Annotated in this window: 8 protein-coding genes; all 8 read right to left on the bottom strand. The window is 57.7% G+C overall.

Features of this window, described 5'->3' with window-relative positions; translation table 11 throughout:
- Window positions 1–59 precede the first annotated feature (59 nt).
- The 8 genes from LV476_RS04730 to LV476_RS04695 all read right to left on the bottom strand — a co-directional run bounded on the left by LV476_RS04730 (window position 60) and on the right by LV476_RS04695 (window position 14,366).
- The gene (locus LV476_RS04730; protein ID WP_250073939.1) at window positions 60–3,458 is read right to left on the bottom strand and encodes a DEAD/DEAH box helicase family protein; all 3,399 of its coding nucleotides are present in this window, start codon (window positions 3,456–3,458) and stop codon (window positions 60–62) included.
- A gap of 3 nt (window positions 3,459–3,461) precedes the next feature.
- The gene (locus tag LV476_RS04725; RefSeq protein WP_250073936.1) at window positions 3,462–4,667 is read right to left on the bottom strand and encodes a restriction endonuclease subunit S; all 1,206 of its coding nucleotides are present in this window, start codon (window positions 4,665–4,667) and stop codon (window positions 3,462–3,464) included.
- Window positions 4,664–6,148: a type I restriction-modification system subunit M gene (locus LV476_RS04720; protein ID WP_250073934.1), complete on the bottom strand. Its 1,485-nt coding sequence runs from the start codon at window positions 6,146–6,148 to the stop codon at window positions 4,664–4,666. The genes LV476_RS04725 and LV476_RS04720 overlap by 4 nt, the downstream gene beginning before the upstream one ends.
- A gap of 124 nt (window positions 6,149–6,272) precedes the next feature.
- On the bottom strand, window positions 6,273–8,267 hold the full coding sequence (locus LV476_RS04715; protein WP_250073932.1) for a DUF262 domain-containing protein: 1,995 nt from the start codon (window positions 8,265–8,267) through the stop codon (window positions 6,273–6,275).
- Window positions 8,264–9,796, bottom strand: coding sequence for a DUF262 domain-containing protein (locus tag LV476_RS04710; protein ID WP_250073931.1), 1,533 nt, complete (start codon window positions 9,794–9,796; stop codon window positions 8,264–8,266). The genes LV476_RS04715 and LV476_RS04710 overlap by 4 nt, the downstream gene beginning before the upstream one ends.
- 650 nt (window positions 9,797–10,446) lie before the next feature.
- Window positions 10,447–11,712 carry a tyrosine-type recombinase/integrase gene (locus LV476_RS04705; RefSeq protein WP_250073929.1) on the bottom strand — a complete coding sequence of 422 codons (1,266 nt, stop codon included), beginning with the start codon at window positions 11,710–11,712 and terminating at the stop codon, window positions 10,447–10,449.
- Between the two features lie 442 nt (window positions 11,713–12,154).
- Window positions 12,155–13,441 (bottom strand): PQQ-binding-like beta-propeller repeat protein, encoded by a 1,287-nt coding sequence (locus LV476_RS04700; protein ID WP_250073927.1) that lies wholly within the window; start codon window positions 13,439–13,441, stop codon window positions 12,155–12,157.
- 430 nt (window positions 13,442–13,871) lie between these two features.
- Window positions 13,872–14,366: a hypothetical protein gene (locus tag LV476_RS04695; RefSeq protein ID WP_250073926.1), complete on the bottom strand. Its 495-nt coding sequence runs from the start codon at window positions 14,364–14,366 to the stop codon at window positions 13,872–13,874.
- Between the last annotated feature and the right edge of the window lie 143 nt (window positions 14,367–14,509).

Raw genomic sequence — 14,509 nt, 5'->3', positions numbered from 1 at the left:
ACTGATGCCGAGGTGCGAGTGGGGTTGACTATAGGGGCTCTCCAATTTGCGCGAGGCCGCTAGCCAGTTTTTGAGACTACTCTGGGTTGTGTTGACTTCAGGGCGCCAAATATTCCCTCGATAACGTTGTCCTTTCCCGCAAACAGCGCGTCGGGTCCGCCAGAGTGCAGATGACTGAATGGCGGCTCGTACAGCGCCTTTGCGTCCATGACCCCACGAGCGGTCAGCTGGTCGATTACCATTTCGATGAATCGTACCTGTGATGAGGTGAGGCTGCGGTCGGCCAGAAACTGGGAAAACGCTGCTTGCGCGGCCTCGCGGTCCATGCCGACCAGGCTGCGGATGAAGTGGGCCAGGGAGGGAGCTTGACTCTGTTCCAGCAAGCTTGCCAGCAGCGTCTCGCCGTCCTCTTCGCCGATCCGAGTCAGGGTATTCTCCAAGTTTTCGAGGTCCACTTCGGTCAGCGGCTGATTGGTCCGCAACTTGTGGATCACGATGTTATTGAGATGGTCATTCAGGTAGGCCTTGACCTTCTTCGCGTACTGCGTGCCTGTCATCTTGGGCATATCGACAACCGTTTCTTGTCGTACACCCAGCACCTCGTCCTCGAAGTCGGTGTAGACGATCTCACGCCGCTGCTTGTCGAGGAATGGGACAAGGGGACGGAGCCGTTGGCGCATCTCCTCGAGCATCGGAATATTGATGCCTTCCCAGAACTCTTGCTCCTGCAGTGCCTGAAGGTAGCCAAGCTGCTCCTTGACCTTCGGAATGCTGGTCTTCTCTTCGAGCAACGCCGCAATCTCCATGACCCGCCTAAGTACTCTGTCGAATCCCCCTGCATCGGTCTCGATCAGAGCCAGTTGCAATCTCAGGGCGGTGAGATCGAACATTCTTGACTCGATGGCATCGGTTTCCTGTTGGCTGGGTAGCCCAGCGATTTCGTTCGACAAGGTCTCACGCTCTTCTGATCCCAGATGATTCCATGTCTTGCGGTCCTGAAAGCGCTCGACAGCTTGCCGGTGCATCCGCACGATGAAGTTGTCCGGATTCATGGCAGCCACTTCACCATGGAGCCCGTCGGCAAGGCTGGGGGCCACTGAGTTGTCGGGATCCAGGTCCGGTGTCGACTGCAAATGGCTGAGCAACTGTACCCGGGAGCGGAACAGCCGTTTTCCCAGCGGGACGCCACCGCTCGCCTCGATGCCGTCAGGGTTCTCTCGGAAGAAGTCGAAGTTGAAACAGAAATCGAACACCCGGAAGTTTTGCTTGTCGTCTTCCTCGCGTGGCCCGAAGAGTCGTGGGCATAGGCGGGTGCCGCGCCCGATCATTTGCCAGAACTTGATTTTGGAGTAAACGGGCTTGAAGAACACCAGGTTGGCGAGCTCCGGTACATCGATCCCGGTATCCATCATGTCGACCGAGATTGCGATATGTGGTGCCTTGTCTGCCTGTGAAAAGTCGTCGATCAAGCTTTGCGGGTACTTGGCTTGATTGTCGATCACCCTGGCGAAGTGGCCGGCGTAATGGGGATAGTGGTGATTGAAGCGCTCCTCGATGAACTCGGCATGGTTGTGGTTGCGCGCGAAAATGATGGTCTTGGCCAGTCGGTCTCCCCCTTCTACCCGGTGACCGTGTTCCATCAAGTGCTGCAGTACCTTGTCCACGGTGTCCTTGTTGAACAGCCAGTTATTGATGGCTGATGCGTTGACCTCCGTGGGCATGCCCACCTCGTCGGTGTCATCGCCCCAGTCGAGGCCTTCCCACTCGGCCTTTTCGTCGTCACTGAGATCCTCATAGTCGATCCCTTCGCGGGGGAACTTGAGGTCTACCTGCTCGACCTTGGGCGGCACCAGGAAACCATCCTGCACCCCTTGGTCCAGCTCGTAGGCATCAGTGGGCACGCCTGGCTCCAGCTCGAACAGGTCGTAAGTGTTCTTGTCCACCTGCTCCCGTGGGGTTGCGGTCAGGCCGACGAGGAGGGAGTCGAAGTAGCGGAAGATCTCGCCGTACTTCTGGTAAACCGAGCGGTGCGCCTCATCGATGATCACTAGGTCGAAATGCCCCACGCCAAAACGGGCCTCGTCTCCCTGAGTGTCATCGATTAGTCCCATCATGGTGGGATAGGTACAGACGTAGACCCGCCCCTCGGTATCCTTTTCGGTCACCAGGTTAACCGGGCTTGAGTCCGGCAGGAGTGCCTTGAACGCATTGGTTGCCTGGTTGACCAGGGAGACGCGATCGGCCAGAAACAGGGCACGCTTGACCCAACCGGCACGCTGCAGGACATCCACCAGGGCGATAGCGGTGCGGGTCTTGCCGGTACCGGTGGCCATCACGAGCAAGGACTTGCGTCGAGCCATGGCGAACTGTTCGAAAATGCTCGCAATCGCGCGCTTCTGGTAGTAGCGCCCGGCGATTTCGTCCTTTACCTCGGAGGCGTCTAGCCTGTCGCGCTGGGCGCGGCGACGGATCAGGCTGGATAGCTCGTCCTTTTTGTAAAAACCGGCCACATGGCGGGGAGAGTAAAAGGTATCGTCCCACAGCCAGGTCTTATAGCCGTTGGTATAAAAGATGAGCGGGCGCTGCCCGTGCATCCGCTCCAAACAGTCGGCGTAGAGCTTGGCCTGCTGGCGTCCGGCCTTCGGATCTGAGGTGGTTCGCTTCGCTTCCACGACCGCCAATGGCTTGCCGTCATCCCCCCAGAGCACATAGTCGACATATCCCACACCCTTGCTGTTGGGCATGCCGGTGACCTCGTACTCCCTGTCTTCACGCCGATCCAGTGGCCACCCTGCGCGACGGAGTTCGAGATCGATCAGATAGTGGCGTGTCTCCGCCTCGGAGTAGTCATGAGTGTCCGGTTGCTGCTCGGTTTGCTCACGAACCTGGGCGATACGTTCGCGTAGCGCCTGGACCTCGGCGTCGAGGGCATCGCGCTCCTGTTGCTGTTTGAGCGCCGCCTTGTTCTGTTCCTCGAGTTTGGCTTCCAGCGCTTCCAGTTCTTGTCTCGGCACTACATCTTCGTGACTAACCGGTTGCGGGACACGCTCATCACGCCAGGCGGCTCCTGCTCGGGAGGCATCAGGCGTGTAAGTGCGTGTCAGCCAGTAGCAGACATGATGGAGCTCCTTGACCACCTGCCTGGCGTCCGTGTCCGACACCGGCCGCGGGTGATGGACCGCCTGGTTGCCCATCTTCTGGATGACACGCGCCTTCTGGAAGACGGCTTCCGGCAACAGGTTCTGGAAGCTGGGCTCATGGAGGAGCGCCCCCAGATTCCGGTCATAGGGCATCCGCAGCTTGGCGTCGTGCCGATACAGCCAGTGGACCGCCGACTCCAGCGCAAAACGTGCATGAAAACAGGCTGCCCGTGGATCGCCCACGATGTGGCTTTCCGCCCGGGTGGCGGACTCGGCGACGGTGCTGAATTCACGGGGTAGGAAGGTGAAATTGCTCATTAGCTACAGCGTCCCGTTGAAGGCGCGGTGTTGGAGTGAGGCAAAGAGGGCATTCAGCTCGTTTAGGTGGGCACGCATGCGATCCTTTTGGTCTTCGACCGACTCCACGATGGCAGTGAAACGACGTTGAAGATCGAGCGGAGGAACAGGCATTGGATGCGTCTTAAGCTTGCCTGCTGCAATACTTGACTGGTTTACGGCTCGGTTTTCGTGCTTCATTAGTGAAGCGCGATAACCTGGCGATTTTATCAAATAAAGCAAAAAATGCGGCTCGATTCCTGCCGCACACCTCAGTCGTAAAAGGTTCATGCCATGGGCCATAGGGCCATGATGGTCAAGGAATATTGCACATTTGCAAAGGTGTTGCGTGGAATTGATGTGACTAAAAAGAATATCTCCATGCTGCAAGAGATGCTTCTTCACATCATCCAAAGTGAGGTTGGCAAACCCGACCTTATGAGGGTTAACAACGCCTTCTGATATTGTCTCGATCCTCGATATAGGAACCCCTGACGAGTCCTTGCTTTGCTTCACAGAAAATCCGTTACGGATTTCTTCACACTCATCCCCCAGTGTTGATGACCGCCACCCCATCGGGTTGGATGCTGGGTCACCAAACATGTCGATAAAGGTGGATTGCAGGAGGTTGTCGAGCTGTGCGAGCGCTTCGCGCCGTTTGGCCCGCAAGGCGTCTGCCGCATCAAGGGTGGCCGCAATGCGTTTTTGCTCAACGATCGGGGGGAGAGTTATTTTCCAATTTTCAAGGGTGGTTTTTCGTATAGATGGAGGGTTCCCTGTGTTTGCAAAATCAGAAATATTCTTGTTTGTGAAAAGCTGATAGAGATAATTGGTGTCAATCCTCTCGGATGGGTGCACGCCAATGATATTGTTATCGAAGCAAGATTTTCGGCTCAAAATTCTTTTTTTATTTGTTGCTATTGCGGCTCCGATTTTTGGGAAAATAATAGTCCCTTTGGGGTGCACCTTTGCCTTTATTTTCTTCAGGTCTTCTTCATCAACAGAGTTGTTGTGGAATGTCATCCATGACTCGTTACCCACTATGTTCATGTCGGAAACCTTGTAAAAAGGGATTTTCCCCTCTTTCTTTCCCTGAAACTTGTTCGGAAAGGTAGATCCCGAAGCAATGGTCGTCAATTCCCCTAACGAGACAGGCTCCTGAGTGACTTTATTGTCCATTGCTTTAGTCATCCCAGCATCCTCTCCAGCTCCTTCCGCCCTTCGGCAATCTCCTCTTCCAGCGTCGTCAGCCGTTGGAGAATTTCCAGCGGTGAATCATGCTCCACTGCCTCGTATTCGACCTCCTTGTAGCGGTTGATGGAGAGGTCATAGTCGTTGTCGGCAATCTCGGCTCTTGGTACGAGGAAACTACGGTCGCTGCGTTTGCGCTCCTGTTCGGATGCCAGGTCGTGCCAGCGGGCGAGAATATCGGGAAGGTCGCTCTCGTCCGGCTGAGGGTTGCGTTTGTCATCAAGGGAGAAGCCATCTGCCTGCATGTCATAGAACCAGACGTGGTCGGTGCCACCGGAGTTGGTTTTTGTAAATAAAAGGATGGCAGTAGTGACGCCCGCATAAGGTTTGAAGACACCAGACGGCATGGAGATGACGGCGTCCAGTTTTTGGTCTTCGACCAGAAGTTTGCGCAGGGTCTTGTGGGCCTTGCTGGAATTGGAGGTTACGCCGTCCGGCACGATAACGGCGGCTCGGCCACCGGTCTTGAGCAGGCGCAGGAACAGTGCCAGGAACAGCAGCTCGGTCTTTTTGGTCTTGACGGTCTGCAGCAGGTCCTTGGCGGTCGACTCGTAGTCCAGGCTGCCCGCGAAAGGGGGATTTGCCAGGATCAGGGAGTATTTTCCCGCATCGTTCTCGTCCGCCTGGGCCAGCGAGTCCTTGTAGCGGATGTCGGGATTCTCCACGCCGTGCAGCAGCATGTTCATGCTGCCAATGCGAAGCATGGTGGAGTCGAAGTCGTAGCCGTGGAATGTCCCCTCGTTGAAGCGTCGGCGCGAGGCCTCGTCACGGTAGATCTCGCCGCTGTGGTGCTCTCGCAGGTATTCGGAGGCCGCGATCAGGAAGCCCGCCGTGCCACAGGCCGGGTCACAGATCACATCCTTGGGAGTCGGGGCGGTCATCTCCACCATCAGCTTGATGATGTGCCGCGGGGTGCGGAACTGTCCGTTCTGCCCGGCACTGGCGATCTTGCCGAGCATGTACTCGTAGAGGTCACCCTTGGTGTCGGCATCACTCATGTCGATGCTTTCGAGCTGGTCCACTACGTTGGCCAACACCTTCGGGGTCGGCATCAGAAACAAGGCATCCCGCATGTGGTGGGTGTATGTTGAGCCGCCTTCGCCGTCGGCATCACCTTTCTGGCCGAGGGTCTTGATGAACGGGAACACCTCGTCGCGGACGGTGGTGAACATCTGGTTGGGCGCGGTCTCGCTGAAGCGCGACCAGCGTAGGTGGTCCTGGCCAGCCTCGAAGATAGGCTCCTCGATGCTCGCCCCGGTTCGTGCGGCCTTACGCTCCTTGAGCGTATGCAGCTCATCGAGACGCTTGATGAACAGCAGATAGGTCAGCTGCTCGACGACAGTGAGAGGATTGGAGACACCCCCTGCCCACATCGTGTTCCAGATGCGGTCTACCTTGGATTTCAGGTCGCCAGTGATCATTAAGTAGTCCTTGTGTCTTTTTCTGTAGTGTGCCTGACAGGGCCGTTTGCTGTCGGATGAGCTATACGGTTCTGCCGGGCTGCCTTGTGCAATGGGGAAACGCCCCCGGTGCGTCCAAAGCGGCTTAGGCGATGGACTGGGTCTTGTCTCTCGCCAGTCGCTGGAGGGGGGCGAGATATCTCTCCCAGCTCCGCACGATGTCCCTCTCGTGATCCTCCACATCCACGCGACGCCATGTGTCGTGTCGGGAGTAGATCAGGTCCAACTTTAGGGAGGAGGGTGTGTCTCGCCTGACTTGTCGGTACTTCGACCGCTTCTGCTGGAAGATGTCATGGCCAAATCGTGAATTTTCCTCGTGACTGATCAAAGCCAAGTTGGCAAAGGCGTGCAGCAGGTCCCCGGCCCCCTTGCCATCTTCATCGATCGGCTTCTGGGGAGAGATATGCTCGATCGAGTTCTTTGCGGTAATGCGGAAGCCAGCGAGCTGGGAGTCCTGCCTTCGCAACCATTTCCAGAGGACATACTCGGTCTTGTAGAACCAGTAATGCGGGATGTGGTAATCATCTCCTCCCTTGCGTGTGAGTTCGGTCGGGACCTCTTCATGAATTGGAGTTGACCACCGTTCCCTCAGCATCTTGAGTGTTGCCTCGCGCTGCGTGTCCGCGATCCCTTGGGTAAACAGGCACTGTTCAAGATATTCGAGGTATTGCCAGGCGTCCTGGTAAGAAGGGTTTTCGAGTGCCCAGTCGAGGAACGGGGTTAACCAGTAGTGTGTGGTCTTTCCAAGCGAGTGGTAGATCACTGCCTGAAGGAGACAGAGTTCCTTTGGAACGCCGTCTGCTGTTCGTGTGATTCCCTCTGTCGACTTGCGAATCTGGCGAACATCCAACTGCCGATCCTGTTCATCTCTCTCTACCCACTTCACGACATAGCAGTCAAACGCTACCCGCACCTCCCACAGCAACTTAATGAACGCCTTTACGTGCGGTTGGCGCGGCCCCGGCTCCTTGAGGAAAAACTGTTGAAATATCGACAGTAGGTCGCTCTCCCGAATGTGTTCCATGTCCGCCAGCCCGGCCTTGTAGCGGTAGAGGCGGAGACAGTGCTGTAGCAGCATCGGGAAAGAAATAATGCTCTGGACGGAGCTGTCGTCATCGCCCGTGTCGGCTCCTGAGGGTGCGTGCTCTTCGTTGGTCTTGTCCGATTGGAGTATCTCGTCGATACGTAAGGGTCTGGATTCACTGGCCGTCTCTTGCCGCTGAAGTCGATCGACCAAGTCCTTCGTCTTTCCTAATGAACCTGGTGGGCTGAAGTCATACCAGTCGGCGAAGAAGCTGGTGATGGAAGAGCCGAGGGTGCTGGGCAGGTTGCGTTCCACGTACTGATCCAACGCGGCACAGGCATCCCAAAGCCGAGCATAGGCGGTTCGCTCCGACGGGTCAGGGATCTCCTTCAATAGCAGACTCTTGAGGATATCGTGGTGCTGGAGTTGCTCTCCGCGATTGTTGATCACTTCAAACAGCTTGTTCAGATCTGTGCTGGGTGGCACTACGGTCAGTGCGAGCTTCACGTTCTCGTTCACGTAGCGGGCCAACGATTGACGGTCAGGTAGCGTTTTCGCCTCTGTTCGTGACAGGGAGAATTCCGGGTATCGGGCGAGTCGTTCGAGGATCATTTCCAGAGCCGCCGTTTCTGTACTGCTCTCGATCTGATTCGTTAACAACGCATTTTTGAAAAATTCGTTGACGGGTTCGCGCACTTCAAAATAGATGCGTGGTTCCCCGTCGATGCTGGCGAAAGATGCCAGCTCGCTTCCGCCGCCCTGGTCGAGCCAGGCAAGGGCCAGCAGCCAGAGCGTTGTCAGGCGTTGTTGACCGTCAATCAGTTCGAGTTCGGTGCGACCTGATCCCGGATCGGTCCGCGCAATCGCAAGGATCCCGCCGAGGTAATACGCCGACTTTCCTTCCTGCCAAGCCGAGATCAGATCATCCATGAGCCTGTCTACTTGCTCCTCCCGCCAAACATAAAGCCGCTGGTAGAGGGGGATGCGAATGCGCACAGCGCGTTTTGCAAAGTCGTGAAGTGTGACAATTTCGGCGTGAGTATCGACAGACCTCATCTGGCTAGCTCTACCTTCTTACGGAAAGATTGAAATTCGAGGCTTGTAACCCCTTGGTCTTCAACGAAATACTTCCTAAGGCGATCGTAATACCGTTGCTGCACCCGATTTATCTCAGAAACGGAGTCTTCCGGTTGCGTTTCCATTGATCGGAAGATACTTGCAACGGTTTGCTCGTCGCGAATCCGATGCTCCGGACGCATCAGGAAGCTCATCACTTCTTCCGGGCGGTAAGCGGAGGCAATTACATCCAGCAGGTTGTGGTTCGCTTCCTCTAGGTATTTCATGGGCGCACGCTTGAATACGCGCTGCTTTGCCATGCGGATGGCGCCAAGAACGTATTCGAGGGCCCAGCTAAATTTCAGCAGACCGTCTTCGCCGAATTGATCGTGGTACATCAGTACGGCGAGTCGATGTAGCTGGCGGAGATAGGGTGAGTTGTGAGCGGCGACACTCTGGTAAAAGGTTTGGTACCGGGAGAGTTCATGGTTGTTGGGCTTTTCCCAGAAAAGCCGCCTCTCAAGCGCGGAGTACTTCGCCGCATAGAGAAAGAACCCGAGGCCCTCGTGAATGGGCTGCCGCAGCGAGAAGGGCAGATTGGCGGGGTTTCCTGTGAGACGAATGGGCGCTGTGTCCAGTCTGGTGTCACCCTCTGGCCCGAGTCTGAGGCTGCTGGCTAGTTGGTTCCCCGGGGTCGGGTACAGCGGAATCGAGTCAATGCGCTCTGCTGGCGAAGAATGAGTCTGGAAGTGGTCCAGCAGTTGGTTTCGGCTTTCGCGGACGATGGACCGTTGTCCCCGCCAACTACGTGCGCGCCAGAGATAGTAATGGAACAGGTCGGATACCGGGTCCTTTCCCCTTTCGGTGTTTATGGGCACCCCTTCGCCTTCAAGTTTTCTTACCTGCATCTCCTCCCAGCGCCGGGCGCACATGCGCTGGATGGATTCCTGTTTCTCCGGCGCCTGATCGTCTTGAACAGCCCGCAGGTGGTAGGCCTTCAGTAGATCGGTGGTTGCAAGCGGGACGCCGCGGTTGTTCTGGGTGTCAAAAAATGCGAAGGCCAAGTCTTCCTGCCTGACCGCGATCACTGTGAAGCTCAACTTATCAAGCCGTAAAGCGACGTCCCTCAATCGTTGCTGGAGAACGTCGTGGGCTTGGCGGATGTGTTGATGAGAAATGTTGGACCCGAAGCGAAACTGGATGGAGTCCGGCACGGCTCCAAAAATGATGCGAGAAATCAGCGCCAGCGTGGTCAGCCTTTGTTGGCCGTCGATCACATTCAAGCGCCGGTTTGCTCGCGGCCACGCTTCTTCAGGCGCATGGAGAAGAAGCGTTCCCATGTAGTACGGCTCTTCCGTCCCGTGCTTGTCCTGATGGGATTCCAGGTCATCGACCAGCTGCCTCACCTTGTCTTCATCCCAGACGTAGGGGCGTTGATACGTATCTAGGTGTAGTGGGCCTGGTAGTTCATCGACGGTCTTCACCCCGATGTCGATTTCGTTGCTGAGGTCGGGGAACGTGGGATGCAAAGTGAGGCTCCTTGCCTGGGATTCCTTGAGTGCCGCCTAGGTGCCGCGATACCTGCAATGACTCGAGGCTCCTCAAAGCCGCACGGTCGATTTGACCCGATTAGTCTGCCGATCCCGCTCGATGTCAGCAAACGATGCATGGGAGTGTGTAGACGCCACGGAAGCAGCTAGTTGTGCATCGTCGAACCGGGTTGCGGGGATTTAATGGAAAATCTTCTGCTTGATTAGTCGAGATCATAATGTCACCGGATTTCTTTGAAAAAGAGCTCTTTTGTCTGGTTGGCTTCGTTGGTTAGAGCACCAACATGCTGTTTTTAAAAGAAAAAACCGACAATGATGGTGGTAGAGTTTCCTTGCGTATGGCAGGATCTAGCTTGCATGGAGCAACAAACGAGGGGCGACCCACTTTAATTTCTGAGGAATTTGGAAGACATGGACACGTTGTACGTGAGTGACAAAGTCGCGGCAGCTCGGTTTTCTGTCAGTGTGGCCACTTGGTGGCGGTGGACACGCTCTGGCCGAGCGCCGCAGCCGATCAGGTTGAGTCCAGGTTGCACACGCTGGTATGTGCCGGACTTAGACAAGTTTGCCCTTGAGCAGAGGCGGAAAGCCTTCAGTGAAGCGTAAGCCGAAGAGGAGAGGCCGCGAAGCTACTTGGGCTTAGCGGCCTTTTTCATTTCAGTGGCGATGTAGCGAGACCAGTCGGTCATCAAGGCCCTTCTTTGGTCCAGCAATTCGTCTCGCGCGTAAGCTGCACGGGTGGCGTCGGTCGACACGTGAGCCAGGGCGAGCTCGGACACCTCGTCTGGGAAAGAGGTATCGGCCCTCGCCCAGTCCTTGAACGTCGATCGGAATCCGTGGGGGACGATTCGTTGTCCGTCTCGAAATGGGTCGATGTAGCCGCTTCCTCCCCGCTTGATATGGGCTTCGTGCATGCGGCGCACGACGTTGTTTATCGCCATGTCCGACATCTTTCCTTCTCGGGCCGCGGGGAAGACGAGTGAATTCAGCCTTGGTAGGTCCGCGAGAATGCCGATCGCGTGAGGGCTCAAGGGGACACGGTGCGGTTTCCCGGATTTCATCCGTTCTGCTGGGATGGTCCAGAGCCTACTGTCCAGGTCGATCTCGTCCCATGTGGCGCCGCGAACTTCTCCTGAGCGTGCACCCGTATGAATCAGGAATTCTAGGGCTCGGGCACTCATCCCAGCTCGTAACCTCAACTCGCGCATGAATTCGCCCAGCCGCTCGCGGGGCAGGGCCGGGTAGTTGGCCTTTTTCTTGATCTTTGCTGGTTTGGGAAGCACAGCGTCGAGGTTGCCGCGCCAACGAGCCGGGTTATCTCCCTGACGATAGCCGGACACGGTGGCCCAGGAGAGAACGGCCTCGATGCGTTGCCTGACGCGTGTGGCCGTTTCCGTACGCTCGAGCCAGATCGGCTCAAGTGTCTTCAAGACATGGGGCAGGGTGATCTCCGATACCGGCAGGTGACCGATGACCGGGAAAGCTTCTCGCTCAAGAGAGCTGATCCAGTCATTGCTGTGCTTTCGACTCTTGAATTCGACGCTCTTAGAGCGGTGGTACTGACGAGAGGCCTCGGCAAAGGTGACCTCTTTTGCCTGCTCGGCGAGTAGACGTTCCTTGGCCGCCCGGCGCTCTGCGGCCGGGTCGATGCCTTGTCGGATTCGCCGGCGACATTCCCGAGCATCGTCTCGGGCCATCGCCAACGTGACTTCCGGGAAGCCTCCCAAGCCAAAGTGCCGGCGCTTGTTGCCTACCCTCACGCGTAGCACCCAGCTCTTGGAGCCGAATGGCGTGACTTGAAGGAGTAGACCGGGCACGCCACCCACGGCATGAAGTCCCGGCTTCTGGATCTGGCGTATTTCGACGGCGCTTTTCTCTGCAACTTTCTTCGGCATGACGGGTGTCCTGAAGGTGGGCTCGGAAGGCCATATCAATGACTTGCGAGGCGACAATATCCCGTCTCAAAACTATCCAAAACGTTGCGATGGCATGCGTTTTCCTGACACGAATTGACAGGAGGCGAAGGGTGAAACCTCAGCCACATCAACCGCATAGAGTCTCATTGATAGCGCTTGAGACCGGGTGAAATGTGGCAGAGGCCGAGCCTGGCTCCACCAAATCGCAAGAAAAGAGCCCGGATTCGCGCCAAGCGATCCGGGCTCTTTTTGTTGGTCACTATCTTGCGGGACGGTGATCGACCGCCTGGTCCGTCCCGTGGTCGGGATATGAGCGTCCGCGGCGGCGTGTGGTGACCTCCGCGGACGGAATCGGCCTCGGACCGGGCCTACGCGATTGCCGGTCCGGCAGGCTCAGGTGCGCCTGCCGTGGGCCGAGCGCTTACTGGTTGATCCAGTCCGGGATCGAGATGCGATAGACGTAGCGGTCCTGACTGCCGACAAACAGGGTGTCGCCGATCACGACGGGCCCAGCCGGCGCCAGCGCGGTGTTCTTCGTGTTGTTCAACGAGCCGCCCAGTTTGCGCGGTGGCAGGGGGCTGCCGTTCTCGCGCTTGAGGGCATCACCGCTTTCGGCATCGACGACATAAAGCAGGCCACTTGTGTCGCCGAAGAAGACAAGACCATCCGCGATGGCCGGAGCCCCCTTGACCTTGTCTTGTGCCGGGTGCTCCCAGAGTTTCTCGCCGCTGCTGACGTCGTAGGCGAATACCGACTTGGTGTATGGGCTGCCGACGTAGACGTGGCCATCGGCAATCGCCGGGGCACCGGAGGTGTTGTTGTTCTGTTTCGGCCCGCTACCCAGCAGGTCTTTCCAAAGCAGTTTCCCGCTGGCTGCATCGAAGCCGTAGATGAAGTGCATGTAACCCTTGCCGGTGTCCGGAAACTGCGCGCGTTCCTCTTTGGTGGCACTGGCATAGGCCTTCACCGCGGTGATGACGACCACGTTGTCCTTGCCAACGGCCGGCGGCACGTCGGTAAAGCTGCCGATCTCGTCATGCTGCCAAACGATCTTCTGCTGCTCGAGATCGACACCCACCACGGCATCCATCGTGCCGACGTAGAGCATCCCGTCATCGGTGACCGCCGGAGACGACATGCTGACCCAGCCCGGCAGTTCGAGTTTCCACGCCAGCTTGCCGGTCTCGGGGTCAATCGCCCGCAGGTTGGCTCCGCCGGTGGTGGCATACAGGAGGCCATTCCATAGCGCTGGCGTGGGCATCACTTCGCCCACCGTGGGATGGTTCCACAACGTACCGCCCGTTTCCGGGTCGACCGCCATGACGCCGCTCCTGCCGGTGCCGCGGACCCCGGCGCTCTGGAAGACCCGATTCCCGTAAGCCACATACAAGCGCTTGCCGTCCGTAATGGTTTCGGCATGCACCCAATTGGGCGCGTGGCGGAACCACGGGTGGTTGTCGGTCCACAGGGTGCTTCCGTCGTCCAGCGAGAATGCGAACAAACCGCCGGTGGCGTGGTTGCCGACATACAGCCGCCCGTCAACGATCACCGGAGTCGCACGCACCTGATCACCGGTCCGGTAGTGCGCATCCGGCAGGGCAGTGTCTTTCCCATCGTCGAACACCGCATTGTGCTCGGGACCCATTCGGTACTGGGTCCACTCTGTGGGACCAAATGCCAACACCGAACCTGCCCAGCCGGCCAGCAACAGGCCCGCCGATCCATACCTCAGTAGCGCTACGAACATGCCCAACTCCTTGCAATTGCTTGACTGTCGAAGATCCGCAGGCCTGCCCGTCGTTCGGGGCGCCTCGGGTAGCGCCCGCTAGGGCGCCGGGAGATCGCGCGACCGGACATGCGGCTCAGGCCGGTCCAGGTAACTCAGTTGTTTCCGTCGTAAGACCGCGGCGGAACGGGTCCGTTCCGCTGACGAAGAAGAGGGGCTCAGATGGAAATCGGCATTTGACGCCGCGATAGGCGGTCATTCGTGCGGAAAGGGGGCTGGAATAGGACCATCGGGACACCGTGCGGCATGACATCCGGGCATGGGAACGCGGCCAAGGCCGGCCTTGCCAACTATCAAGAAAAAGCCCGGACCGCTTGGCGCGGGTCCGGGCTTTTTTCGTTGGCTGCCTGGCTTACGGGAAGTTGATCGACTTGCTGGTCCGTCCGCTCGACGGTACCCGCAGATCGAAGTCGCGTACGTGGTCACGATAGTTGACCGTGGTCTGGTAGTTTCCGGCGGGCAGGTCGATATAGATCAGCGGCCCGTCGGTCGTCGCCTCGAACAGTGTCTGCCCACTCTGATCGTGGATTGTGACGTTCACCGAGGAGACAAATGCGCCTCGCTGACCCTTCGAAAACTGCAGGGTCACCGGGAAGGACGTTCCGTGCTGTTCAAGCCAGGCCCGTTCGCCCGACCCGAGGCCGCCGGTCATATAACTGACGCCCCGGTTCTCCTGGACGTCGACGGCACTCGAGTCGATCTGGTCCGGTGTCGCCGGCTGGCGTTCCTCCTCGCTGATCGGTTCCCAGCCTGGCTTCTTCCAGGGTTCGTCTTCGGCTGCCAGGACGGGAGGCGCCAGGGCGGTGGAGGCGAGGGTCAGGGCGGTTGCGGCAACAATCGTGCGCATGGCAATACCTCCTCGTTCGGTTGGAACTTGGCTCAGAATCGATGGGATTTGCCTGTCGTGGTCAAGCATAGACCCTCGAGCCGAAGCGGGAGTTCGTCGAACCCGCTGCTTCCCTCCATCGTTTCGAAACGGTTTGAAAACAC

The sequence above is a fragment of the Guyparkeria hydrothermalis genome, assembly GCF_023555385.1.
Taxonomy (GTDB): domain Bacteria; phylum Pseudomonadota; class Gammaproteobacteria; order Halothiobacillales; family Halothiobacillaceae; genus Guyparkeria; species Guyparkeria hydrothermalis_A.
Note: the sequence above shows the minus strand (reverse complement) of the source record. Positions and strands in the feature narration are given on the sequence as shown.

Coding starts and splice junctions, on each gene's coding strand:
- LV476_RS04725 (WP_250073936.1), bottom strand. CDS start 4,667: ATGACTAAAGCAATGGACAATAAAGTCACTCAGGAGCCTGTCTCGTTA.
- LV476_RS04695 (WP_250073926.1), bottom strand. CDS start 14,366: ATGCGCACGATTGTTGCCGCAACCGCCCTGACCCTCGCCTCCACCGCC.
- LV476_RS04730 (WP_250073939.1), bottom strand. CDS start 3,458: ATGAGCAATTTCACCTTCCTACCCCGTGAATTCAGCACCGTCGCCGAG.
- LV476_RS04720 (WP_250073934.1), bottom strand. CDS start 6,148: ATGATCACTGGCGACCTGAAATCCAAGGTAGACCGCATCTGGAACACG.
- LV476_RS04715 (WP_250073932.1), bottom strand. CDS start 8,267: ATGAGGTCTGTCGATACTCACGCCGAAATTGTCACACTTCACGACTTT.
- LV476_RS04705 (WP_250073929.1), bottom strand. CDS start 11,712: ATGCCGAAGAAAGTTGCAGAGAAAAGCGCCGTCGAAATACGCCAGATC.